The organism is Yinghuangia sp. YIM S09857 (genome assembly GCF_051388915.1).
Lineage (GTDB): Bacteria > Actinomycetota > Actinomycetes > Streptomycetales > Streptomycetaceae > Yinghuangia.
Genome location: NZ_JBPKBH010000008.1, coordinates 194,210 through 215,728, shown reverse-complemented (window position 1 = coordinate 215,728; position 21,519 = coordinate 194,210). Strand labels below are relative to the sequence as shown.

The 21,519-nt window shown below is 71.7% G+C and carries 21 protein-coding genes; 16 read left to right on the top strand and 5 right to left on the bottom strand.

What is annotated here, in order from left to right:
• The first annotated feature begins 9 nt into the window (after positions 1 to 9).
• Both ACRX5S_RS19470 and ACRX5S_RS19465 read left to right on the top strand, forming a co-directional pair.
• The gene (locus ACRX5S_RS19470; protein WP_436774256.1) at positions 10 to 894 is read left to right on the top strand and encodes a TIGR03854 family LLM class F420-dependent oxidoreductase; all 885 of its coding nucleotides are present in this window, start codon (positions 10 to 12) and stop codon (positions 892 to 894) included.
• A gap of 151 nt (positions 895 to 1,045) precedes the next feature.
• A complete protein-coding gene (locus ACRX5S_RS19465) occupies positions 1,046 to 1,717 on the top strand; it encodes an HAD-IA family hydrolase (protein WP_436774255.1) in 672 nt (223 codons plus the stop codon).
• A 77-nt stretch (positions 1,718 to 1,794) separates the two neighbouring features.
• Here ACRX5S_RS19465 and ACRX5S_RS19460 read toward each other — a convergent pair whose 3' ends face one another.
• Positions 1,795 to 2,217 carry a hypothetical protein gene (locus tag ACRX5S_RS19460; RefSeq protein WP_436774254.1) on the bottom strand — a complete coding sequence of 141 codons (423 nt, stop codon included), beginning with the start codon at positions 2,215 to 2,217 and terminating at the stop codon, positions 1,795 to 1,797.
• Here ACRX5S_RS19460 and ACRX5S_RS19455 point away from each other — a divergent pair.
• The gene (locus ACRX5S_RS19455) at positions 2,216 to 2,572 is read left to right on the top strand and encodes a L,D-transpeptidase (RefSeq protein WP_436774253.1); all 357 of its coding nucleotides are present in this window, start codon (positions 2,216 to 2,218) and stop codon (positions 2,570 to 2,572) included. The genes ACRX5S_RS19460 and ACRX5S_RS19455 overlap by 2 nt on opposite strands.
• Before the next feature lie 159 nt (positions 2,573 to 2,731).
• Here ACRX5S_RS19455 and ACRX5S_RS19450 read toward each other — a convergent pair whose 3' ends face one another.
• Positions 2,732 to 3,652, bottom strand: coding sequence for a TIGR03619 family F420-dependent LLM class oxidoreductase (locus tag ACRX5S_RS19450; RefSeq protein WP_436774252.1), 921 nt, complete (start codon positions 3,650 to 3,652; stop codon positions 2,732 to 2,734).
• Positions 3,653 to 3,744: 92 nt separating this feature from the next.
• Complete coding sequence (locus tag ACRX5S_RS19445; protein WP_436774251.1) at positions 3,745 to 4,626, bottom strand: SDR family NAD(P)-dependent oxidoreductase; 882 nt, start codon at positions 4,624 to 4,626, stop codon at positions 3,745 to 3,747.
• Positions 4,627 to 4,808: 182 nt separating this feature from the next.
• Between ACRX5S_RS19445 and ACRX5S_RS19440 the strand changes: the two genes are divergently transcribed.
• Positions 4,809 to 5,435 carry a MarR family winged helix-turn-helix transcriptional regulator gene (locus ACRX5S_RS19440; protein WP_436774250.1) on the top strand — a complete coding sequence of 209 codons (627 nt, stop codon included), beginning with the start codon at positions 4,809 to 4,811 and terminating at the stop codon, positions 5,433 to 5,435.
• A gap of 184 nt (positions 5,436 to 5,619) precedes the next feature.
• Positions 5,620 to 6,600, top strand: a complete 981-nt coding sequence (locus tag ACRX5S_RS19435; RefSeq protein WP_436774249.1) for an LLM class flavin-dependent oxidoreductase — start codon at positions 5,620 to 5,622, stop codon at positions 6,598 to 6,600.
• Positions 6,601 to 6,684: 84 nt separating this feature from the next.
• On the opposite strand, the gene ACRX5S_RS19430 is transcribed toward ACRX5S_RS19435, so the two are convergent.
• The gene (locus tag ACRX5S_RS19430) at positions 6,685 to 7,446 is read right to left on the bottom strand and encodes a hypothetical protein (RefSeq protein WP_436774248.1); all 762 of its coding nucleotides are present in this window, start codon (positions 7,444 to 7,446) and stop codon (positions 6,685 to 6,687) included.
• Between the two features lie 145 nt (positions 7,447 to 7,591).
• Here ACRX5S_RS19430 and ACRX5S_RS19425 point away from each other — a divergent pair, with 145 nt between their 5' ends.
• The 3 genes from ACRX5S_RS19425 (at position 7,592) to ACRX5S_RS19415 (ending at position 10,425) form a co-directional block, all read left to right on the top strand.
• Entirely contained in the window at positions 7,592 to 8,503 is a 912-nt protein-coding gene (locus ACRX5S_RS19425; RefSeq protein ID WP_436774247.1) for a metal-dependent hydrolase, read from the top strand.
• 147 nt (positions 8,504 to 8,650) lie between these two features.
• Complete coding sequence (locus tag ACRX5S_RS19420) at positions 8,651 to 9,355, top strand: DedA family protein (RefSeq protein WP_436774246.1); 705 nt, start codon at positions 8,651 to 8,653, stop codon at positions 9,353 to 9,355.
• Positions 9,356 to 9,471: 116 nt separating this feature from the next.
• The gene (locus tag ACRX5S_RS19415; protein ID WP_436774245.1) at positions 9,472 to 10,425 is read left to right on the top strand and encodes a hypothetical protein; all 954 of its coding nucleotides are present in this window, start codon (positions 9,472 to 9,474) and stop codon (positions 10,423 to 10,425) included.
• 145 nt (positions 10,426 to 10,570) lie between these two features.
• Here the strand turns inward: ACRX5S_RS19415 and ACRX5S_RS19410 are convergent, their stop codons facing one another.
• Positions 10,571 to 11,062, bottom strand: a complete 492-nt coding sequence (locus tag ACRX5S_RS19410; RefSeq protein WP_231773328.1) for an inorganic diphosphatase — start codon at positions 11,060 to 11,062, stop codon at positions 10,571 to 10,573.
• A 304-nt stretch (positions 11,063 to 11,366) separates the two neighbouring features.
• Here ACRX5S_RS19410 and dacB point away from each other — a divergent pair, with 304 nt between their 5' ends.
• The 8 genes from dacB (at position 11,367) to ACRX5S_RS19370 (ending at position 21,375) form a co-directional block, all read left to right on the top strand.
• Entirely contained in the window at positions 11,367 to 12,875 is a 1,509-nt protein-coding gene (gene dacB, locus ACRX5S_RS19405) for a D-alanyl-D-alanine carboxypeptidase/D-alanyl-D-alanine endopeptidase (protein WP_436774244.1), read from the top strand.
• A gap of 752 nt (positions 12,876 to 13,627) precedes the next feature.
• Positions 13,628 to 14,755, top strand: a complete 1,128-nt coding sequence (locus tag ACRX5S_RS19400) for a zinc-dependent metalloprotease (RefSeq protein ID WP_436774243.1) — start codon at positions 13,628 to 13,630, stop codon at positions 14,753 to 14,755.
• A gap of 319 nt (positions 14,756 to 15,074) precedes the next feature.
• Positions 15,075 to 16,055 carry a tRNA lysidine(34) synthetase TilS gene (gene tilS / locus ACRX5S_RS19395; RefSeq protein WP_436774242.1) on the top strand — a complete coding sequence of 327 codons (981 nt, stop codon included), beginning with the start codon at positions 15,075 to 15,077 and terminating at the stop codon, positions 16,053 to 16,055.
• 71 nt (positions 16,056 to 16,126) lie between these two features.
• Entirely contained in the window at positions 16,127 to 16,693 is a 567-nt protein-coding gene (gene hpt, locus ACRX5S_RS19390) for a hypoxanthine phosphoribosyltransferase (protein WP_436774241.1), read from the top strand.
• A gap of 359 nt (positions 16,694 to 17,052) precedes the next feature.
• Positions 17,053 to 19,116, top strand: coding sequence for an ATP-dependent zinc metalloprotease FtsH (gene ftsH / locus ACRX5S_RS19385; protein ID WP_436774240.1), 2,064 nt, complete (start codon positions 17,053 to 17,055; stop codon positions 19,114 to 19,116).
• Between the two features lie 2 nt (positions 19,117 to 19,118).
• Positions 19,119 to 19,727 carry a GTP cyclohydrolase I FolE gene (gene folE, locus ACRX5S_RS19380; RefSeq protein ID WP_435838997.1) on the top strand — a complete coding sequence of 203 codons (609 nt, stop codon included), beginning with the start codon at positions 19,119 to 19,121 and terminating at the stop codon, positions 19,725 to 19,727.
• 389 nt (positions 19,728 to 20,116) lie between these two features.
• Positions 20,117 to 20,911, top strand: coding sequence for a dihydropteroate synthase (folP, locus tag ACRX5S_RS19375; RefSeq protein ID WP_436774399.1), 795 nt, complete (start codon positions 20,117 to 20,119; stop codon positions 20,909 to 20,911).
• Entirely contained in the window at positions 20,908 to 21,375 is a 468-nt protein-coding gene (locus tag ACRX5S_RS19370) for a nuclear transport factor 2 family protein (protein ID WP_436774239.1), read from the top strand. Before folP ends, ACRX5S_RS19370 begins: the two co-directional genes overlap by 4 nt.
• Positions 21,376 to 21,519: the final 144 nt, after the last annotated feature.

Sequence of the window (21,519 nt, the reverse complement as noted above, 5' to 3'; positions counted from 1 at the left end):
GGTGGGGCGGTGAAGATTCGCATCGGCATCGGCATCGGACCGCGCGCACACGACGACACGACGTTCGCGGACGTCGTCGACACGTGTGAAAAGCTCGGCGTGGACTCGCTCTGGCTCCCCGACACCATCTCGGCCGACCTCCCCGACCCGCACGTGGGCATGGCGTTCGCCGCCGGGCGCACCACGCGCCTCAAGCTCGGCACCGGCGTCTCGGTGCTGCCCGGGCGCAATCCCGTCGCCGTCGCCAAGGAGCTCGCGACGCTCGCCGACCTGGCGCCGGGACGCGTCCTCCCGGCGTTCGGGCTCCAGCACGCCCGCGCGTTCGAACGTCCCCTGTTCCCGATCCCGGGGCGGCGGGGGGCGGTGTTCGACGAATCGCTGATGCTGCTGCGGCGACTGCTCTCGGAGACCGAAGTGTCCTTCCAGGGCGAGTACTTCCGGTGCGAGGAGATCACCGTGCGGCCGCGTCCGGCGCGTCCCCTCGACATCTGGCTGGGCGGCAGCGGTCCGGCGGCGCTGCGCCGTGTCGGGCGCCTCGCGGACGGGTGGCTGGCCGCGAACGTCACGGCGGCCGAGGCCGCGAGCGGGCGTACGGCCATCGAGGCGGCAGCGCGCGAGGCGGGGCGGGCGGTCGACGACGACCACTACGGCCTCAGCCTCGCGGTCGCGTTCGGCGACTACCCCGAGGCCCTGCTGCGGGCACTGCGCGAGCGGGCGCCCGAGACGGACCCCGCCGCCCTCATTCCGGACGGCTGGGCGGCTACACGGGAGCTGATCCGCGCCTTTGTCGACGGCGGCATCAGCAAGTTCGTCATCCGCCCGGCCACCCCGCCGGCCAACTGGGCGGCGTTTATGGACGAGTTCACACAGGAACTCATGCCGCTGGAATCCTGAGGTATGTTCGCCGGCCGGGTGGTTTTCCGCCAACTCGGCGGCCGGACGGACGTTTTCGCCTGTCCGGAGGCGCGGCTCCGCCTGCCCGGCGGGCCGCACCCGGGCTCATCGTCCAGGGCGAGGCCGCGTCCGCGCGGGGGAAAGGTCGTTGGTGAACGAGATAGTCGGTGCCGGGCTGCGTTGTTCCGCGGTGCTTTTCGATCTTGACGGCGTGCTGGTCGATTCGCATCCGACGATCGAACGAATTTTGCGGGAGTGGGCTATTGCGAACGGCGTGGATCCGGATGTGGCGGTCGCCGAGTCGCAAGGACGTCGTGATGTCGATTTGGTGGCCTTGGTCGCTCCGCACCTGAATGCCGAGGAAGGCGCCCGCGAACTGATTGCCCGCGAGGCCCGCGATTTCGACGGGATCGCCGCTCTTCCCGGCGCCGCGGAGTTGTTGCGCGCACTGCCGACGTGGGCCTGGACGGTGGTCACCTCGGGCGCGCGGGCGGTGGCCCGGGGACGCCTGGCCGCGGCCGGGCTCCCGGTGCCCGACGCGTTCGTCGCGGCCGAGGACGTCGCCGCCGGAAAACCCGACCCGGAATGCTATCTCCGCGGTGCGGCGCTGCTCGGCGCCGATCCGGCGGACTGCCTTGTCTTCGAGGACGCCGAGGCCGGGTTGCTGGCCGCGGGGGCGGCCGGAATGCGGGCGATTGCGGTGGGCAAATCCGCGGTTGGCCTGCACGCGCCGTGGGAAGACCGGGTAGGCGATCTTCGGGAGGTCGCGGTGGAGGCCGCGGTGACCGGCGGGCCCGGTTTCGTGGTGAGGACGGCACGGTGACACACCTGAGACAAACGGGGTGCAACCCCGGTAACTCCCGGCGGCGTCAATCGGGCAGTGAGTATCTCGGGTGGAATTTAGTCGTGCTGGGCACAGAAGGGCTGGAAGGAATTGAAGAAGACGCGCATAACCGTGGCCGTGGCGGTGGCCGTGGTGTTGGCCGCCTCCGCGTGTGAGTCGGGGTCGTCCTCGAAGAGCACCGACGCACAGGGCACTCCCAGTACGAGCGCTTCCGCCGCCCCCTCGTCCGCGGCCCCGGAGTCGACGACGCCGGCCCCGGAGACGACGAGCGCGGCTCCCAGCACCTCGCCGACCGCCGTGCCCAGCACGACGGCGCCCAGCAGCAAGCCGCCCACCTCGGCCAAGCCCTCGACGTCGCCCACCTCCAAGAAGCCGACGGCGACCACGAAGCCGAGCACCAGCAAGTCGCCCACGACGAAGAAGCCGCCGACCACCACCAAGCCGCCGAAGCCGGCCGGCAACCTGGACCCGCGCTGCATGACCGGGCGCGCGATGTGCGTCGACAAGACCACGCGCAAGCTGACCTGGGTCATCAACGGCGTGCCGCAGTACTCGTTCGAGGTGCGCTTCGGCTCCAAGGAACTGCCCACGCGCGAGGGCTCGTTCTCGGTGCAGTCGAAGTCCCGCGACCACGTGTCGACGATCTACCACACGCCGATGCCGTACGCGATGTTCTTCAGCGGCGGCCAGGCCGTGCACTACTCGCCCGACTTCGCGGCGAACGGCTACAACGGCGCCTCGCACGGCTGCGTCAACGTCCGTAACAAGGCGCTGGTGCAGAAGCTCTTCAACGAGTCGCGCATCGGCGACAAGGTGATCGTGTACCGCTCCTAGCGGCGGCTCCCGACCCCTGTCGGCTCCCGCCCCCGGGGGCTCCCAGCGGCGGTGCGGGCGGTACGAGTGATCGGCCCGCGCCGGACGGAACACCCGAAGAACGCGTGTGGGCGGCACCTCGAAGGTGCCGCCCACACGCGTGTCCCGGCAGTGGTGGCGTCAGCGTCCCAGCGCCGCGTCGAACAGTCGCCGCGCCTCGGCGAAGAACGCCGGGGCCTCCTTCGGGCCCGGGCAGAACGCCTGGATCGGCAGTTGCAGCGCGGTCGCGCCCGCCGCGACGACCTCCGCGGCGTTGTCCATCGTCCGGGCGAGGTCGAACTTGCCGTCGTCGCCCTTTGCCATCGGGATCGGCCCCTGGACGCGCAGCGCGGCGGGGTCGCGCCCGGCGTCCGCCAGCGCCTGACGGATCGTCACCACGTCGCGGGCCATGTCCTCGGTCGAGAGCCCCATGATGGGGATCCACCCGTCACCCGAGTCGACGATACGCGCGAGATTGCGCTTGTTGAGCGAACCGCCGATCCACAGCGGTACGCCGCCCGGCTGCACCGGCCGCGGCATCAGGTACGTGTCGGTGAAGTTCACCGTCTCCGACGCGAACGCCGCCGGGGTCTGGGTCCACAGCGCCTTGCAGGCCGCGATGGTGTCGGTCAGCAGCTGGCCGCGGCGGTCCCAGTCGAGCCCGGCAGCGTCGTACTCCTCGCGCTGCCACCCGGTCCCGACGCCGAGTTCGAGGCGCCCGCCGCTGATCTGGTCGAGCGTCGCGGCGGTCTTGGCCAGCAGGGTCGCCCCGCGCAGCGGCGCGACGAGGATGCCGGTGGCCAGGCGTACGCGCGTGGTGGCGGTGGCCATCGCGGCGAGCAGCGTCAGCGGCTCGGCCCACGGGGCCTCGGGCGGGGTGGGGAAGCGACCCCAGACGTACTTGTCCGTGTTGGGACCCATGACGACGTGGTCGACGAGGACGACGCGGTCGATACCCGCGTCCTCGGCCGCGCGCGCGACGTCCACGAAGCCGCGCCAGTCGTCGTCCGGCCAGGTGCCGAAGTTCGGCAGTCCGATGGAGAGCTGCACGTCGTCTGTCATTCGATTGCTCCAGGTGTTCGGAGGGGCTTCGGAGGGGCTTCGGAGTGGCCGGGGCGGGGTGGCCGGACGGGAGCCGGGCCGCAGTCGCGCGGTCAGTCGGCGGACGGCGGAGTCGGGATGCGCCCGGCCAGGGCGGCGTCCACGGCGGCGTCGCCGACCGTCGCGCGTGCGAGCTTCTCGAACGACGGCGACGCGCGCAGTTCCTGGCCGCCGTCGACCGCGATGCTCTGCCCGGTCGTCCAGGACGCCTCCGGCCCCGCGAGGTATCGGACCGCCTCTGCGATGTCGGACGGCATGCCGATGCGGCCCAGGGGCTTGTTGGCGAGGTAGGCCGCGATCAGCTCCTCGTTGCGGAAGATCCGGGCGTCCTCCTGCGACTTCACCAGGCCGGGGCGCACCGCGTTGACCCGCACGCCGAGCGGGGCCAGTTCGTCGGCGGCGACCCGGACCAGCGCCTCCAACCCGGCCTTGCCGGAGGCGTAGCCCGCGAGGTACGGCCACGACAGCTTCGCCGCATTGGTCGAGATCAGCACGATGGAGCCGCCGCCCGACGCGGCGATGGGCGGGGTGGCGTACTTGATCGCGAGGAAACCGCTGACGGTGTTGCGGCGCAGGTCCTCGGTGAACTGCTCGTCGTCCATGGCCAGCAGCGGGGAGACCTTGCCGCCGCCGACCGTCGCGACGCAGATGTCGAGGCGTCCGCCACCCCGCGTGGCCACGTCGACGGCGGCGCGCACGCCCTCGGGCGTGCACGAGTCGCCCGCGATGTGGCGGACCTCGGCGCCCTCGGGGGCCACGGCCCGCAGCCGCTCGGCGGTCGCGGCCAACTCCGGCTCGCGCCGCGCGGTGAGGGTGACCGAACACCCGTCGCGCAGCAGGCGCTCGGCACTCGCCGAGGCGATACCGCCGCTGCCGCCGGTGACCAGGGCCATGCGTCCGGCCAGGGGACCGGCCGGGGGGACGGGGGTGGTCATGGTTCGGCCTCCGTTCGGTGTGGCGTCCGGTGCGGCGCCGGAGTCACGTCGGGTGTGACGTCGCTTGTGACGTCGACTCGGGGTCCGCCGGGTGATCTGACGATCCGTCAGTCCGCGAGACCGTTATACCGGAAAACATTCGAGCTGTAATCTTTCGGGCTCGCACGATAAGGTCTCCGGCCATGGACACACGGGGAGGCGGACGGCGCACCGGCGCCTCCGCGGCCGAGGCCGGGACCGACGGTGGCACCGAGAGCGCGCGGCGCGATGCGCACCGCGACGCGTACGACCGCATCAGCGGTGGGCCGGACCGCGCGGCGGGGCACGACGCGGCGAAAGAAGCGGCGAAAGAAGCGGCGAAAGAAGGTGCCCGCCGAATCGTGCGCGGTGCGCCCGACAGCGCCGGACTGCCCGGTCTCACCCCGCTGCTCTACGAGGCGACGGCCCGCCTCGACGCGCATTTCGCGTCCTGTGCCGCGGCCGTCGGCCTCACCGCGTCGCAGGCAAACGCCGTCTACGAGCTTGCCGAACCGGCGGGCATGCGCGAGCTGGGCCGCCGCATGTGCTGCGAGCCGCCCAACGTCACCTTCGTCGTGGACCGCCTCGAAGAGCGGGGTCTGGTACGCCGCGGCCCGCTCCCCGGCGACCGCCGCGCCAAGCAGGTGGAGCTGACCGACGAAGGCCGGGCGCTGCGACGCGACCTGCTCGACCGCCTCGCGCTGGACCCCCCGTTGCGCGGCGGCCTGGGCGACGAGGAGCGGCGTACGCTCCGCTCACTGCTCGCCCGTGCCCTGGCCGACCCGGCGTAGCTCCGGCACGCGTCCGCCGGACCCGTTCCGCCGCATGCCGGACGGGCCGGTACCGCCCCGTCCGTGAGACAAAGTCGTGGATTGTGTCCTGCATCTGGTTCTCGCCGCCCCCCGACACTAACCTGACGGTCCATCAGGCACCGGGCGTCCGCAGATTGCGGGCGTGGGATCCAGGAGACTACGCATGGCAGTTTTCGCGCTTCGCTTCGATTTCCGCAATCCGGCGTTTGCCGGGACCACGATGGGCGAGCGGTACGCGGCGGCGCTGGACATGGTCTCCTGGGCCGAGGAGCGCGGGTTCATGATGGTGGTGCTGTCGGAGCACCACGCGTCCGAGGACGGCTACCTCCCCCGCCCGCTGCCGATGGCGGCCGCGGTCGCGTCGCGGACGAAGAACATGATGGTGAACATCGCCGCGATCCCCGCGCCGCTGCACGATCCGCTGCACATGGCCGAGGAACTGGCCGTGGTCGACCTGATCAGCCAGGGCCGGGTCAGCGTGGTGCTGGCCAACGGCTACGCCGGGCACGAGTTCGCGATGTTCGACCGGTCGCTGAAGGACCGGGCGAAGCTGACCACCGAGATGGTGCACACGCTGCGCGCGGCGTGGACCGGCGAGCCGTTCGAGTTCCGGGGCCGCACGGTGCGGGTGACCCCGACCCCGTTCCAGCCCGGCGGCCCGGCGATCGTGCTGGGCGGCAGCGTGGAGGCCGCGGCACGCCGCGCCGCGCGGATCGCGGACGGCTTCATGCCGTCCAACCCCGGGCTGTGGGAGTTCTACCGGGACGAGAAGGCCAAGCTCGGCCAAGAGGACCCCGGCCCGTACTTCGGCGGCGACACCGGCTTCCTGCACCTGTCCAAGGACCCCGACGCGGACTGGGAGCGCATCGCCCCGTTCGCGATGCACGAGGTCAACGCCTACGGCGCGATGATGGCCGAGGCCGGGACCGCCGGCATCGGCGGCTACGAGACCGTCGACTCCGTCGAAAAGCTCAAGGCCACCGGACAGTACCGGGTCATCACACCCGAGCAGTACGTCGACGAGCTCAAAGCCATGGGCGACGCCGCGTTCGGCCTCTTCCACCCCATGATGGGCGGCATCCCCCCGCAACTCGCCTGGGAAAGCCTCAAGCTCCTGGAGACGGACGTCATCCCCAACCTCTGACCGGCCCCGCCGCGTCACCCCGGCCGGACCTGATCCGGCCGGGACCTGAACACGCCAAGGACGGCCCCGCCCCGAGCCCGCGCCTCACCCGGGGCTCGGGGCCCCGCCGATCATGTCCTTGACCCGGTCCCACGCCGTGCGCCTGCCCGGCGGGAACCGCTTCACCGCCTTGGCGCGCTTGTGCGACCCCTCGGGGTAGCGCCAGCGCGCCCACGGCGAGTCGGGCTTGGCGATCCGCACCGTAGAGACGATCGCGACGATCGGCACCAGCACCCCGATCAGGCCGGTCGCCACCTTGCCCTTGAAGATCGCGCCGAGGGCGAACACCAGGTTCATCAGCGACACGGCCGCCGCGACCGGCGCGCTGTCACCAGGGCCGATGTCGAACGGGTTGGCGCCGAGCATCAGCAGCAGCCCGACCCCGGCGGCGATGAGCACCGCGTCCACCGACTTGCGACCCTCGGCGGACCAATAGACGTCGTCCATGTGGAACCACAGCGCGTACTCGTCCAGTGTGAGCGCGGCCCCGGCGCCGAAGGCCGCGGCGAGGATCGAGCGCGCGACTCCGCCCGGCTCGTACGCGAACTGCGCCGCGCCCGCGATGAGCATCAGGAAGATGCCGTACACCTGGTGGTGCACGTGCAGGCCGCCGGAGAACGTCATGTTGCGGAACGGGCCCTTGCCCGCCCGGATCATGCGCGTGATCATCCGGGTCAGCAGGAAGGTTGCCACGAATGCGACCAGCATCCAGCCGATGGCGCGGCGGATCGGCTCGGGCTGCTCCTCGGTGTCCGGCGGTGCGGCCGCGGCCGCCCGCATGAACAGGTCATGCACGTTGTGCGCCATGCCTCGCCTTGTCCGGAGTTTCCGAATGGATGCGCTTCGTACATGATCGACCGTGTCGGCGGCGCGGCCCGGGAACCCGGCCCGGGACACGGCCGCAAGGCGATAACGACCGTCGCGCGAGAGCCCACCTGAGGAGCTGCCGGGAATGTCCCTCCCCACCGTCTCGACCACCGTCAGCTACCCGGCGGGCGAAGTCGCCGGAAAGTCCCCGGTGTTGGCCGTCCCCGTCCTGCCGGACGGCCGGTGGGCCGTCGTGGTCGCGGACACCCCGTTCCACCCGCTCGACCACACCTGGCCCGACCAGCCCGCCGACACCGGGACGCTGACCGTCGCCGGTCGCGCGTACCCGGTCGTCGACTGCCGGACCGGGGGCGTGGGACCGGACGGCGGGTTCGCGGTCGCGGGCGACATCCCGGTGCGGCGCGGCGACGAGTCGTGGGCCTGGCTCGTCCTGCACGTCGTGGACCCCGTCGACGGCGTGGACCCGGACTCGCTGGTCGGCGCGGAGGCCGTGCTCGCCGTCGATCCCGATCGCCGGGCCGGGCTCAGTGCCGCGCACACCGCCTGCCATCTGCTGGCCTTCGCGCTCAACGAGGCGTTGGCCGACCGGTGGCGAAAGGAGGTGCGCACCGACGCGCTCGGGCGTCCCGACTTCGACAGCCTCGCGATGGACACGTCCCGCATCGCCGAGTGGGCCAGTCGCGACGACTACCGGATCGGCAAGTCGCTGCGCAAGAAGGGCTTCGGGAGCGAGGGCCTGGCCGACGAACTCGCGGCCGTCGAGCAGCGCGCCAACGCCACACTCGCCCGCTGGGTCGCGACGGGCGCCGAGGTGCGCGTCGAGGTTCCGGACGCCGCGCTGACCGCGCGCCGCGTGTGGCACTGCGCGCTGCCGGAGGGCGACGCGCACATTCCGTGCGGCGGGAGCCACGCGCACAGCCTCGCCGAACTGGCGTCCGTCGTCGTGGCGCTGGAGCTCTCCGAGGACGGCACGGAGTTGACCGCGCGCACGGCGGTGACCCCCGCGGAGCGCACGCCGAACAATCCCGCGGCATAAGTCCGCTGATTCCGGGAACCGGGGCCGGGACGTTCCGCGTTACTCTTGGGAGACCATCCCTTTGCACTCCCATGACTCGATGTCCGCTGCCCCGGTGCCCGCGCGCCCGGACGTGGACCGGCTCCCGTCACCCACCGGAAGGCCGCCGTGACCACCCTCGCCCTCGGGCCCTCGTGGCTCGATCCCGAGTACCTGATCTCGACGTTCGGCCTGATTGGCATCCTCACGATCGTCTTCGCCGAATCCGGCCTGCTCATCGGCTTCTTCCTGCCGGGCGACTCGCTGCTGTTCACCACCGGGCTGCTGATCGCGGACGGCGAGTACCTGTCGCAGCCGCTCTGGCTCGTCTGCCTCCTGCTGGTCGTCGCGGCCATCGCCGGGGACCAGGTCGGCTACCTGTTCGGACGCAAGGTCGGGCCGTCGCTGTTCAACCGGCCCGACTCACGCCTGTTCAAACAGGAGAACGTGGTCAAGGCCAACGAGTTCTTCGAGAAGTACGGCCCGCGGTCGATCATCCTGGCCCGCTTCGTGCCGATCGTGCGCACCTTCACCCCGATCATCGCGGGCGTCGCCGGGATGAAGTACCGCACCTTCGTGCTCTACAACGTCATCGGCGGCGTGCTGTGGGCATGCGGAGTCACGGTGCTGGGCTACTTCCTGGGCCAGATCGCCTTCGTGCGCGACAACATCGAGTTCATTCTGATCGCCATCGTCGCGCTGTCGGTGCTGCCGATCGTCATCGAGGTGCTGCGCGCCCGCGCGGCCAAGCGGCGCGCCGCGGCCCGGGCGGCGGCGGAGGGCGGCCAGGAGCACGCGGATGCGGGCCAGGGCCGCGGGCGCCACGCGGCCTGAGCCGGACGCCGCCCGCGGCGCCGACGGGGCCCGGGCCGGGCGCCGCGCGCACGCCCGCGTACGCCGGTGCGGGCGGGCGTACGTGCGAACCCCGCCCGCGGCGGTAGCGTCTGCCCATGCGTCCTCACCTCGCCGCGCAGACCTCTCTGCCGCCCCTGTGGAGTCTCGACCGGGTGCCCGGCGCGTCGGTATGGCTGGCGCACACCGAGGACGGCGAACTGCTCGTCCTGGACGACGCGCTCAAGGTGCAGCGCACCGTCCCGCTGCCGAGCGACTGGAAGGGCGGGCACGCGGTCGCACCGGACCTGTCGTTCGTCGCCGCGTCCGGTCCCGACCGGGTGTGCGTCCTGGACATGACCGGCCGTCAGGTCTGGTCGCATCCGCACGCCGACTGGGAGTTCGAGGAGTCGGGGTCGTGCGTCGTCACCACCGACGCGCGGGGCGTGTGGGCGGTGCTGCGCGCCGGCGACACCGACCACTGCGTGCTGTTCGACGCCGCGAGCGGGCAGGTCCTGCGCACCGCGCCGCTGCCCTCGCCGACCGTCGGGTCCGAGCTGCTGCCGCACCCGGACGGCATCCACGTCGGGGTCGCGGCCGGGCACGGGGACGACGTGTACCGAGTGTTCCTGGTGGCGTCCGACGGTGCCGGCCCGGCCGTCGAGATCACGCCGGGGGAGTCCCGGATCCTCATCGACATCCAGCCGGGGTCCGGGCTGATGCTGACCACGCCGTACGGCACCGGCCCGCTCGCGCTGCTGCGCTCGCCGGACGGCGGGGTCGTCGCGGCCCGGCGGCCCGACCCGTTGTTCCCCGGTGACGACGAACTCTTCGACTTCTACGCCGGGTTCCTCGGGCCGGACCGGGTGATCGCCGCCTCGTCGGAGCAGCGCCACGTCGTGTTCTCGGTGCCGGACCTGCGGCCGGTCGCGGAGGTGGAGTACCCGGACGACGCCGAACGGGCCTGGCTCGTGGTCCGCCACGACGGCACGTGGGTGACCGCCGACCCCGACTCGGGGCTCGTGAGGCTGTGGCAGGCGGTGGGAGCAGGGGTGTTCGGCCGGCAGGGCTGAGTGCCCGAGGCAGCCGGGCGAACGGTGATGCGCCGATCGCTTCCGGACGGGGCCGCGCGCGGGCCCTTCGGCGGCCTCCGGGAACGGCGAAGGGCGGCCTGCGGCCGAAGCCGCGGACCGCCCTCACGGGCCCACCGGCGCCCCGTCAGTGGTGGCCCGACTCCTTGAGGCGCTTGAACGACGCCTCCACCTCGGCCTCGGCCTCGACCCGGCCGACCCAGTCCGCGCCCTCGACCGACTTGCCGGGCTCAAGGTCCTTGTAGACCTCGAAGAAGTGCTGGATCTCCAGGCGGTCGAACTCCGGCACGTGGTGGATGTCGCGCAGGTGCTCCATGCGCGGGTCCGTCGCCGGTACGCACAGGACCTTGTCGTCGCCGCCGGCCTCGTCCGTCATGCGGAACATGCCGATGGCACGGCAGCGGATGAGCACACCCGGGAAGGTGGGCTCCTCCAGGAGCACCAGGGCGTCCAGCGGGTCGCCGTCCTCACCCAGGGTGTCCTCGATGAAGCCGTAGTCGGCCGGGTACCGCGTCGAGGTGAAGAGCATGCGGTCGAGCCGGATGCGGCCGGTCTCGTGATCCACCTCGTACTTGTTCCGCGAACCTCGAGGGATCTCGATGGTGACGTCGAACTCCAAGGCTCCTCCATCCATTGTTCGGCCGGGATCGTTAGGGTCTGTGGGTGAAGTCCGCGGTGCTCCTGAAGGATCCCGACACGACCCCTCGCGGACATCGGACACCCGCACCGGGCACACGCCCGGCCCTCCGCCGCGCAGAACACGGTGGACGGTGTTTTCGGTGGGAGCGTCCCGCACCCCCATGAGGGTGACGGGAGTCCTGCCGGAGTCCCGAACAGAACCTAGTCTGCTGACAGTGTCTCGCATGCCCGTCCGGGCTGCCGAAGTGGATCTGTCGAAACGGTGTGAGAGGGGTTGGTCGCGCGTGCCCAGGGTGAGGACGGCGGCCCTGGCGGCGGCAATCTTGGGGATCCTCCTCGCGGTCCTCACGGTGTGGGCCGCGGGCCCGTGGGAGGGCGGCTACCGCGCCTCGGAGCACCACGGCGACAAGAGCGGCGGCATCGAGGCGGCGACCGGCGCGGGCGGCGCCGGAACGGACGGCGGGGCGGCGGGTGAGAGGCGTGTCACACCGCCCGTCCTGGTCCCGGTGGCCGCGGATCCGGCGGTCGCCGGACCGGTGCCGACCGACGCGGGCGTCAAGGCCCTCCTCGAACCGCTGCTCGCGGACAAGTCCCTCGGCGGTAGCACCGCGGTCTCCGTCGTCGACGCCGTCACCGGGCGGCCGCTGTACGGTTCGGGCGCCGAACGCGGCGCGACCCCGGCGTCCACCACCAAGATCGTCACCGCGGTCGCCGCGCTGTCCGCGCTGCCGCCGGACCAGCGGCTGACCACGCGCGTCGTGATGGGTGCCGACCCCGGCACGATCGTGCTGGTCGGCGGCGGGGACCCGACCCTCACCGGGACGGACGGCACGCAGTACGCCGGGAGTTACGCGCCGGCCCGCCTCGACCAGTTGGCCGAGGCCACCGCGACGGCGCTGCGCGCGGCGGGCGTCACGTCGCTGAAGCTGGCGTACGACAACTCGCTCTACAGCGGCCCCGCCCAGCACCCGATCGGTCCGAACGAGAACATCGCCCTGGTCGTCCCGCTCATGACGGACGAAGGACGCGTCGACGCGAAGATCTCGGAGGGGCCGAGCAAGCGCGTGGGCGACCCGTCGGCGAAGGCCGCCCAGCAGTTCGCCCAACTGCTCGCCAGGCAGGGCATCGCGGTCAACGGCACCCCGGCCGCCGGCACCGCCCCCGCGACCGGCCCCGCGGGGGCGCCGACCGCGCCCGGCACCCAGTTGGCGGCCGTGCAGTCGCCGCCCGTCCCCGAGTTCGTCGAGCAGATGTTGACGGCCAGCGACAACGACATGGCCGAGGCCCTGCTGCGGCACGTCGCGGTCGCCAAGGGCAAGCCGGCCTCGTTCGAGGGCGGCGAGCAGGCGGTACGCGAGGTCCTGGCCGGCCTCGGCGTCAACCTCGGGCAGTTGGACCTCAACGACGGCAGCGGCCTGAACAACCAGAACAAGATGCCGCCGGCGGTTCTGACCCGGACCATCACCCTCGCGGCGTCCCCCGCGCACCCCGAACTCCGCCCCACCCTCACCGGCATGCCGATCGCGGGCTTCACCGGCACCCTCAAGGACCGCTTCGACGACCGCGCCTCCTTGGCCGGCGCCGGCATCGTCCGGGCGAAGACCGGCTCCCTCACCAACGTCAGCACCCTCGCCGGCCTCGTCCGCGACAAGGACGGCCGCCTCCTGGCCTTCGCCTTCCTCGCAGACGGCGTGAAAGGCAGCCCCGAAGTAGCCCGCCCAGCCCTCGACTCCCTCGCCACCGCCCTGACCACCTGCGGCTGCACCACCCCGACCACCACGGCAGCCCGCTGACCCGACCGACGCCTTGAAAGGGCATGCCCGGAACGGGGCGGAGCCGGAGCCCCCGCCGACGGCACTGCCCGGGTGGCAGCGCACGGGAGCGGAGGTCGTGTCTGCCAAGGCCGACAAGCCGCCACGCGCCTACGCGCCCAGTGCTGAGCCCGGTTCCCGGCGCCCGGCGGGTCGCGTGGCGCGGGTGTGGCTGAGGGGGCGGGGGGACGCGCGGACGCGCAGCAAGCCGGCGCGCGGCGCGGGCGTTGCGCTCCTTTTGGCGCCCTCACCCCGGCTCCGGGAGGAGGGGTTGTCCGCACGTGTCTCCTGCACCGCCCCCACCTGTCGCCGGGCCCGCGACGCCGGGCCTTGACGGCCCTCCCGAGTGGCACGCTCCAGGCCTTGGCGGTCCCCCAAGTCGCTGCGTTACCACCCTTGCCGACGGGCCTTGACCGCCTTTCCAAGCCAGACCCCAGCCGAGTCGCGGGCCGTGCTCGCGAACGCACGCATCACGGCCCGCGGGCTGTCCGACGGCAATGTGAAGACACTCCCCAACCGCGAGTTGCGCCCGGCTGTGGCCGCTCGTCCGCTTCGTGTCGCGGGGTCCCGCAGTGCGTTCGGGGTTCGGCTGTATGGGGGTCGGCGTTCGGCGTTGGGCGTTCGTCTGTTCGGGGGTCGGGGTTTCCGCGGGTGTGGGGCGAGGTGCGGGGAATCGGGGGTTGCTTTGCGTCGCTGCGCAGCGCGGAGGTGGTGGTTGCACGTACGGTGGCCGTATGACGAGCGGTGCGGACATGATCGACTGGGACCTGGCCGTCTCCACGGCGAACCGGCTGGTGCGCCCGGGGCCCGAGGTGAGCCGCGACGAGGCCCGCGCCGTCGTCGCCGAGTTGCGGGTGCATGCCGCCGATTCGGAGGGGCACGTCCGCGGTTTCACGGGGCTCGACACCCGCGGCAACGACACCCCGGTGCTGATCGTCGACCGGTCCGGTTGGGTGCAGGCCAACGTGCAGGGCTTCCGGCACGTGCTGCGGCCGCTGCTCGACAAGGTCAACGAGCGCCGCGACACCATCCCCGGCGGCAACGCCCTCTCCGGCGTCGGCAGCAAGGTGACCGGCATCGAGCTCGGGACACTGCTGTCGTTCCTGTCGGCGCGCGTGCTCGGGCAGTACGAGACCTTCGCCCCCGGCGCCGCCGACGCCCCGCCCGGCACGTCCGGACGGCTGCTCCTCGTGGCCCCCAACATCGTCCAGGTCGAACGCGAACTCGACGTCGATCCCACGGACTTCCGCCTGTGGGTCTGCCTGCACGAGGAGACCCACCGCACGCAGTTCACCGCCGTCCCGTGGCTGCGCGACCACCTCGAACAAGAGGTGCACGCCTTCCTCACCGAAACCGAGGTCGACCCCGCCGCGATGATGCGCCGGTTCCGCGAGGCCGCCCAGGCGCTGGTGGCCGGACGCCGCGGCGAGGAGAACGCCGAGCCGAGGAACGGCAGCGACGGCTCGCTGGTCGAGATGGTGCAGACGCCCGTGCAGCGCGAGATCCTGCACCGCATCACGGCCGTCATGTCTTTGCTGGAAGGCCACGCCGACTACGTGATGGACGGCGTCGGCCCGCAGGTCATCCCGACCGTCGCCGAGATCCGCGAGAAGTTCCAGCAGCGCCGGGCCCGCGGCACCGGGCGGCTCGACCTCGCGCTGCGCAAGCTCCTCGGCATGGACGCCAAGCTCCGGCAGTACCGCGACGGCGAGCGCTTCGTCCGCAACGTCGTCGACCAGGTCGGCATGGACGGCTTCAACCGGGTGTGGACCTCGCCCAACACACTGCCCACGCGCGGCGAGATCGCCGAGCCGCAGACCTGGGTGGACCGCGTGCACGGGACGCGGTCCGGCACGAACTGACGGGTTGACGGGCCGACGAGTTGACGGGCTGACGCAGCGGTGACAGGGGTGTCGGGGGCGGCGGCGAGGGGTGTGCGGGGCGGTAGGACGGCGGCGGGAACGACGTTCGGGAACCACTGAGCGTATCCGTCCGACTACTTTCCGGCGCGACACTCCGAAAGCTTCACGCGGTCGGGCCAGTGCGTGCCGTAACTTTGTTGCAGGCTCGGGCGTGCGTTTTCGCCCGTATGGACCGGCCCGCGCGGACCATGGAGTGCGCTGTCGCCGCGGCCGGTTCCCCGGCCCGCCCGCTCGGAGCCCCCAACCCCAGGAGGAGAGCGTGGGACCGCACCCCGCCGTCGCCGCGACCCGCGTCGCCGTCCGTGAAATATTGCGTCCGCTGAACCCGGGCGATCTCGTGCTCGTCGCATGCAGCGGCGGTGCCGATTCGCTCGCGCTCGCCGCGGCCACCGCATTCGAGGCGCCCCGGACCGGTGTCCGGGCCGGCGCCATCACCATCGACCACGGCCTCCAGCCGGGTTCCACCCGCCGAGCCGTGGACCTCGTCGCCCGTCTTCGCGACATGGACCTCGATCCGGTCGAAGCCCTGGGCGTACGCGTCGGAAGGCGCGGCGGCCCCGAGGCCGCGGCCCGTACCGCGCGCTACGAAGCGCTCGACATCGCCGCCGCCCGGCACGGTGCCAAGGCCGTACTTCTCGGGCACACCCTCGACGACCAGGCCGAGACCGTCCTGCTCGGCCTCGCCCGCGGCTCCGGCGCCCGCTCGCTCGCGGGGATGGCCGTCGCCATGGGGCACTACCGCAGGCCGATGCTCGGCATCGACCGCGACACGACCCGGGCCGCGTGCGAGGCGCAGAACCTCGCGACGTGGGACGACCCGCACAACGCGGACCCGGCGTACACGAGGGCGCGCGTACGCCACGACGTGCTGCCGATCCTGGAGAAGGCCCTCGGCCCGGGCATCAGCGAATCGCTCGCCCGCACCGCGCGGTTGTTCCGCGACGACGCCGACGCGCTGGACGCGTGGGCCGACCGCGTGCAGGCCGACCTGACCCTCGACGACGGCGGTCTCGACGTCTTCGCACTGGCCGAACTCCCGGCCGCCATCCGGCGCCGCGTGCTGCGCCGCAGCGCGGTGAGCGCCGGTTCGCCGCCCGGCGATCTGTTCGCCCGGCACGTCGACATGGTGGAGCGTCTGGTGACCTCGTGGCGCGGGCAGGGACCCATCAACCTGCCGGGCGGCGTCGAGATACGACGGCGATGTGGAAAGCTTCTCTTCCACCGACCCTCGCAGCTTTGACTCGCGGCGTGCCCGGCGCCGGGGACCCCGTCTCGGGGACTGCAACAGGACATCGTTAGGGAAGAGCACTGGTGGACGAGAAAGACATGGGCACCGACCTCGCGCGCGTGCTGGTCACCGAGGAAGAGATCAACGCCAAGCTGCGCGAGCTGGCCGAGCAGATCGACCGCGACTACGAGGGCCGCGACGTCCTGCTCGTGGGAGTGCTCAAGGGCGCCGTGATGGTGATGGCCGACCTGGCCCGCGCCATGCACTCGCCGGTCAAGATGGATTGGATGGCGGTGTCGTCCTACGGGTCGGGCACCAAGTCGTCCGGAGTCGTCCGCATCCTCAAGGACCTCGACACCGACATCGCCGACCGGCACATCCTGGTCGTCGAGGACATCATCGACTCCGGCCTCACTCTTTCGTGGATGCTCGCGAACCTCGCGTCGCGCGGCCCCGCCTCGCTGGAGGTGTGCGCGTTCTTCCGCAAGCCCGAGGCTGCGAAGGTGGACATCCCGGTCAAGTACCTCGGCTTCGACATCCCCAACGAGTTCGTGGTCGGCTACGGGCTCGACTACGCCGAGCGCTACCGCAACCTGCCCTTCGTCGGCACCCTCGCGGAGCACGTGTACGCCGGCGCCAAGCCGCACTGACCCGGCCGCCGCCGGTCCGCCGGGTCCCCCTCCGACGCCGGCCGCCGCCCCGGTCCGGAGGTGCGCCCGCTGCCCCGTACGCTCGAATCCCCGGTTACCCCGTGCTCGCGCCGGGAACCGGGAACAACGGAACACACCCCCCACGTTGGACGGGTCGGTGGGAGTCGTCTCCGCGCCGCGACGCCGCAGGGCGCCGCGCGGCGCGGTGCCCGGGCGACCGCCGGTGTACCTTCATACGCAGTGGCACACAAGCGGTGACACTTCGTGGGCGACACCGGATCAGGGCAGTGAGCCTGGGGCCATCAGGTCCCCGGGTAAGGAGCTGGCAGGAGGGACGGGGCGGCTATAGCCCCGCATGAATGGACGTCAAGCGCATTTTCCGCGGGCCGATCATGTGGGTCGTGCTGGCCGTACTTGCTGTCTTCGTCCTGATGCAGCTCGTCGGCGGGTCGAGCGGCTACAAGGGCGTCGACACGAGCCAAGTGATCGAGGCGATCAACAAGGACCAGGTCCAGAGCGCCAAGATCATCGGCGGTAACGACCAGGCGGTCGAGCTGTCGCTGCTCAAGAAGGGCCCGGACGGCAAACAGGTCAAGATCGAGGGCAGCAGCAAGATCAAGTCCTCGTACCTCAACGACCAGCAGGGCGACACGATCGCCGAGCTACTGACCCAGAAGGCCTCCGAGGGCAAGATCCCGGACGGCTACACGGTCAAGATCGGCAAGCAGAGCGCACTGGTCAGCATCCTCTTCTCGCTGCTGCCGTTCGCCCTGATCGTCATCGTCTTCCTGTTCCTGATGAACCAGATGCAGGGCGGCGGCTCCCGGGTCATGAACTTCGGGAAGTCCAAGGCCAAGCTCATCTCGAAGGACACCCCCAAGACGACGTTCGCCGACGTCGCGGGGGCCGACGAGGCCGTCGAGGAGCTCCACGAGATCAAGGAGTTCCTCCAGGAGCCCGCGAAGTTCCAGGCGGTCGGCGCCAAGATTCCCAAGGGCGTGCTGTTGTACGGCCCGCCCGGAACCGGCAAGACGCTCCTCGCGCGCGCCGTGGCCGGCGAGGCCGGGGTGCCGTTCTACTCGATCTCCGGCTCCGACTTCGTCGAGATGTTCGTGGGTGTCGGTGCCTCCCGGGTCCGCGACCTGTTCGAGCAGGCCAAGGCCAACGCCCCGGCGATCGTCTTCGTCGACGAGATCGACGCCGTCGGCCGGCACCGCGGCGCGGGCCTCGGCGGCGGGCACGACGAGCGCGAGCAGACCCTCAACCAGCTCCTGGTCGAGATGGACGGCTTCGACGTCAAGGGCGGCGTGATCCTGATCGCGGCCACGAACCGGCCCGACATCCTCGACCCCGCGCTGCTGCGCCCCGGGCGCTTCGACCGGCAGATCGCCGTCGAGCGCCCAGACCTGGAGGGCCGCTTCTCGATCCTCAAGGTGCACGCCAAGGGCAAGCCGGTGACGGAGGACGTCGACCTGCGTGCGGTCGCCAAGCGCACCCCCGGCTTCACCGGTGCCGACCTGTCGAACGTGCTGAACGAGGCGGCGCTGCTCACCGCGCGCGGCAACGAGAAGCTGATCGACAACAAGTCGCTCGACGAGGCGATCGACCGCGTGGTCGCCGGTCCGCAGAAGCGGACGCGCCTGATGAGCGACAAGGAGAAGAAGATCACCGCGTACCACGAGGGCGGCCATGCCCTGGTGGCGCACGCGCTGCCCAACACCGACCCGGTGCACAAGATCACGATCCTGTCCCGCGGCCGGGCCCTGGGCTACACGATGGTGCTTCCGGAGGAGGACAAGTACTCCACGACGCGCAACGAGATGCTCGACCAGCTCGCGTACATGCTGGGCGGGCGCGCGGCGGAGGAGCTGGTCTTCCACGACCCGACCACCGGTGCCTCCAACGACATCGAGAAGGCGACGGCTCTGGCCCGCGCGATGGTCACGCAGTACGGCATGACCGAGCGCCTGGGCGCGATCAAGTTCGGCCAGGACGGCTCCGAGCCGTTCCTCGGCCGTGAGATGAGCCACCAGCGCGACTACTCGGAAGAGGTCGCGGCTATCGTCGACGAAGAGGTCAAGAGGTTCATCGAGTCGGCGCACAACGAGGCGTGGGAAATCCTCGTCGAGAACCGCGACGTGCTCGACAACCTGGTCCTCGCCCTGCTGGAGAAGGAGACCCTCGACCGCCACGAGGTCGCGGAGCTCTTCTCACCGGTGGCGAAGCGCCCGGCGCGTCCCGCGTGGACGGGGTCGAGCCGCCGCCAGCCCTCCAGCCGCCCGCCGGTCATGACCCCGAAGGAACTGACCGTCAACGGCAGCGGGAACGGCAGCGGTGCGGTGCTGAACGGGGGCGGGGCCGCGACCACCGGAACCACCGGCACACCCGTGCCCGAAGGCCCGTCTGACGCTGCGGAGAACTGAACGTGACGATCGACCCGGTCACCCTCGACGGCGGAGGCGCCGTGGGTGAGTTCGACCAGGACCGCGCGGAGCGGGCGATACGCGAGCTGCTGATCGCGGTCGGGGAGAACCCCGACCGCGAGGGGCTCAAGGACACGCCCGCCCGCGTCGCCCGGTCGTACCGCGAGATATTCGCCGGACTGCGGCAGAACCCCGAGGACGTCCTGACCACGACGTTCGACCTCGGCCACGACGAGATGGTGCTCGTCAAGGACATCGAGGTCTACAGCTCGTGCGAGCACCACCTCGTGCCCTTCCACGGTGTGGCCCACGTGGGCTACATCCCCTCCGAGGACGGCCAGATCACCGGCCTGTCCAAGCTCGCCCGGCTCGTCGACGTGTACGCGAAGCGGCCGCAGGTCCAGGAGCGCCTGACCACGCAGGTCGCGGACGCCCTGGTGCGCATCCTGCGCCCGCGCGGCGTGATCGTGGTCTTCGAGTGCGAGCACATGTGCATGACGATGCGCGGCATCCGCAAGCCCGGCGCGAAGACCGTCACCTCGGCGGTGCGCGGCCAGCTCCTGGACGCCGCGACGCGTGCCGAGGCGATGAGCCTGATCCTCCAGCGCTGATCCTCCGGCGCGGGACCTCCTCCAGCGCTTGACCCCCAGCCCCTGCCAAGTGCGGGCGACTGCGCGGAACCGCCGTCCCGGGACACGAGTCCCGGGGCGGCGTTTGTGCGTCCTGACGTCCCGTCAGACCGCTCGCGGACGCTCGGAGCGGCCTCGTCGGCCCCGCGTGTTGCCGCCCACATCGGACACATGCCCGGTGTGTTGCGCTATCCGACTCTTTACGCCCCGCGCCGCACCGTGCCGCCTGGGCTGAGCGGCAGGCCTTTGCCCCTACGCTTGGGGCCATGACAGCGACGACCAAGTCCGAGGGGGGCACCGGCCGGGGCCTTGAGCGGGATCCGAGGCCACCCACCGTGCGGGGACTCCCGGACTTCGGCCGGTGCGCGGTCATGGGCGTGGTCAACGTGACCCCCGATTCGTTCTCGGACGGCGGCCTGTGGTTCGACCCCGCCGAGGCGATCGCGCGCGGCCACGCGCTCATGGCCGAGGGCGCCGACGTGATCGACGTCGGGGGCGAGTCCACCCGCCCGGGCGCCGAGCGCGTACCGCTCGACGAGGAGTTGCGGCGGGTGGTCCCGGTCGTCCGGGAGCTGTCCGCGGCGGGCGCGATCGTGAGCGTCGACACGATGCGCGTCGAGGTGGCGCGCGCCGCCGTCGAGGCAGGGGCCGCGGTCGTCAACGACGTCAGCGGCGGCCTCGCAGACCCGGCGATGGCGGCCTTCGTCGCCTCGGCCGGGGTGCCGGTGGTGGTGATGCACTGGCGCGGACACTCGCGCGACATGCAGGACAAGGCGCACTACGACGACGTGGTCGCCGACGTACGGGACGAACTGGCCCAGCGCATGGACCGGGTGGTCGCCGCGGGGGTCGACCCCGAGGCGGTCATCCTCGACCCGGGCCTCGGCTTCGCGAAGAACGCCGAGCACAACTGGGCGCTGCTGGCCGGGCTGCCGGAGTTGATCAAGCTGGGCCGTCCGCTGTTGGTGGCCGCCTCGCGCAAGACGTTTCTCGGTCGGCTGCTGGCCGACGATCAGGGGCTGCGCCCGCCGCGCGGCCGTGACGACGCGACCGCCGCGGTGACCGCCCTCGCGGCGGCGTCCGGCGCATGGGGGGTAAGGGTGCACGAGGTTCCGGCCTCGCGGGACGCGGTTCGGGTGGCGGCGGCCTGGCAGGCGGCCCGATGACCGGCCCGGAGGACGAGCTGCTGTCCCCGGACGCGGTCGAGGTGCGCGACCTCAACCTGGCGCTGTGGACCGCCGTGGAGGAGGGCGATCTCGACCGGCTCGGCGCCATATGGGCCGACGGGCCGGAGGCGTCCACCATCACGTGCGTGCACCCCGGGTGGCCGGTGCTGCGCGGCCGCGCCGAGGTGCTGCGGTCGTACGCGCTGATCATGGCCAACACGAGCTACGTGCAGTTCTTCCTCACCGACGTGCAGGTGACGCTGGACGGCGACGTGGCGATCCTGTCGTGCACCGCGAGCCTCCTGACCGGCATGGGCGAGGAGGACGGCGGCGACGACACCGGGTTCGCGGGCGGCCAGGCGGTGGTGACCAACATCTTCCGGCGGCAGGGCGGCGAGTGGCGGCTGTGGCTGCACCACGCGTCCCCGGTCCTGGCCGAGGCCGACGCCGAGGACGAGATCTAGGTCGCGGCCTTCGGATCTTGATACCGCTCACGCGCCATGGCGCCGCATCCGGGTGCCGCGACCGGGAAGGCTCCCCCGGGCTTCGGACGTTTGCGGCTGCCGATGACCGCGGACGGGGTGGCCGGATGTGTGCCCTCCGGTCCG

Excerpts from the sequence above, each read along its gene's own strand:
- ACRX5S_RS19445 (WP_436774251.1), bottom strand. The coding sequence starts at position 4,626 with ATGACCACCCCCGTCCCCCCGGCCGGTCCCCTGGCCGGACGCATGGCC.
- ACRX5S_RS19400 (WP_436774243.1), top strand. The coding sequence starts at position 13,628 with ATGACGAGCGGTGCGGACATGATCGACTGGGACCTGGCCGTCTCCACG.
- ACRX5S_RS19440 (WP_436774250.1), top strand. The coding sequence starts at position 4,809 with ATGGACACACGGGGAGGCGGACGGCGCACCGGCGCCTCCGCGGCCGAG.
- ACRX5S_RS19430 (WP_436774248.1), bottom strand. The coding sequence starts at position 7,446 with ATGGCGCACAACGTGCATGACCTGTTCATGCGGGCGGCCGCGGCCGCA.
- ACRX5S_RS19435 (WP_436774249.1), top strand. The coding sequence starts at position 5,620 with ATGGCAGTTTTCGCGCTTCGCTTCGATTTCCGCAATCCGGCGTTTGCC.
- ACRX5S_RS19455 (WP_436774253.1), top strand. The coding sequence starts at position 2,216 with ATGACCGGGCGCGCGATGTGCGTCGACAAGACCACGCGCAAGCTGACC.
- ACRX5S_RS19450 (WP_436774252.1), bottom strand. The coding sequence starts at position 3,652 with ATGACAGACGACGTGCAGCTCTCCATCGGACTGCCGAACTTCGGCACC.
- folP (WP_436774399.1), top strand. The coding sequence starts at position 20,117 with ATGGGCGTGGTCAACGTGACCCCCGATTCGTTCTCGGACGGCGGCCTG.
- ftsH (WP_436774240.1), top strand. The coding sequence starts at position 17,053 with ATGGACGTCAAGCGCATTTTCCGCGGGCCGATCATGTGGGTCGTGCTG.
- ACRX5S_RS19415 (WP_436774245.1), top strand. The coding sequence starts at position 9,472 with ATGCGTCCTCACCTCGCCGCGCAGACCTCTCTGCCGCCCCTGTGGAGT.
- ACRX5S_RS19425 (WP_436774247.1), top strand. The coding sequence starts at position 7,592 with ATGTCCCTCCCCACCGTCTCGACCACCGTCAGCTACCCGGCGGGCGAA.
- ACRX5S_RS19460 (WP_436774254.1), bottom strand. The coding sequence starts at position 2,217 with ATGCAGCGCGGGTCCAGGTTGCCGGCCGGCTTCGGCGGCTTGGTGGTG.
- ACRX5S_RS19370 (WP_436774239.1), top strand. The coding sequence starts at position 20,908 with ATGACCGGCCCGGAGGACGAGCTGCTGTCCCCGGACGCGGTCGAGGTG.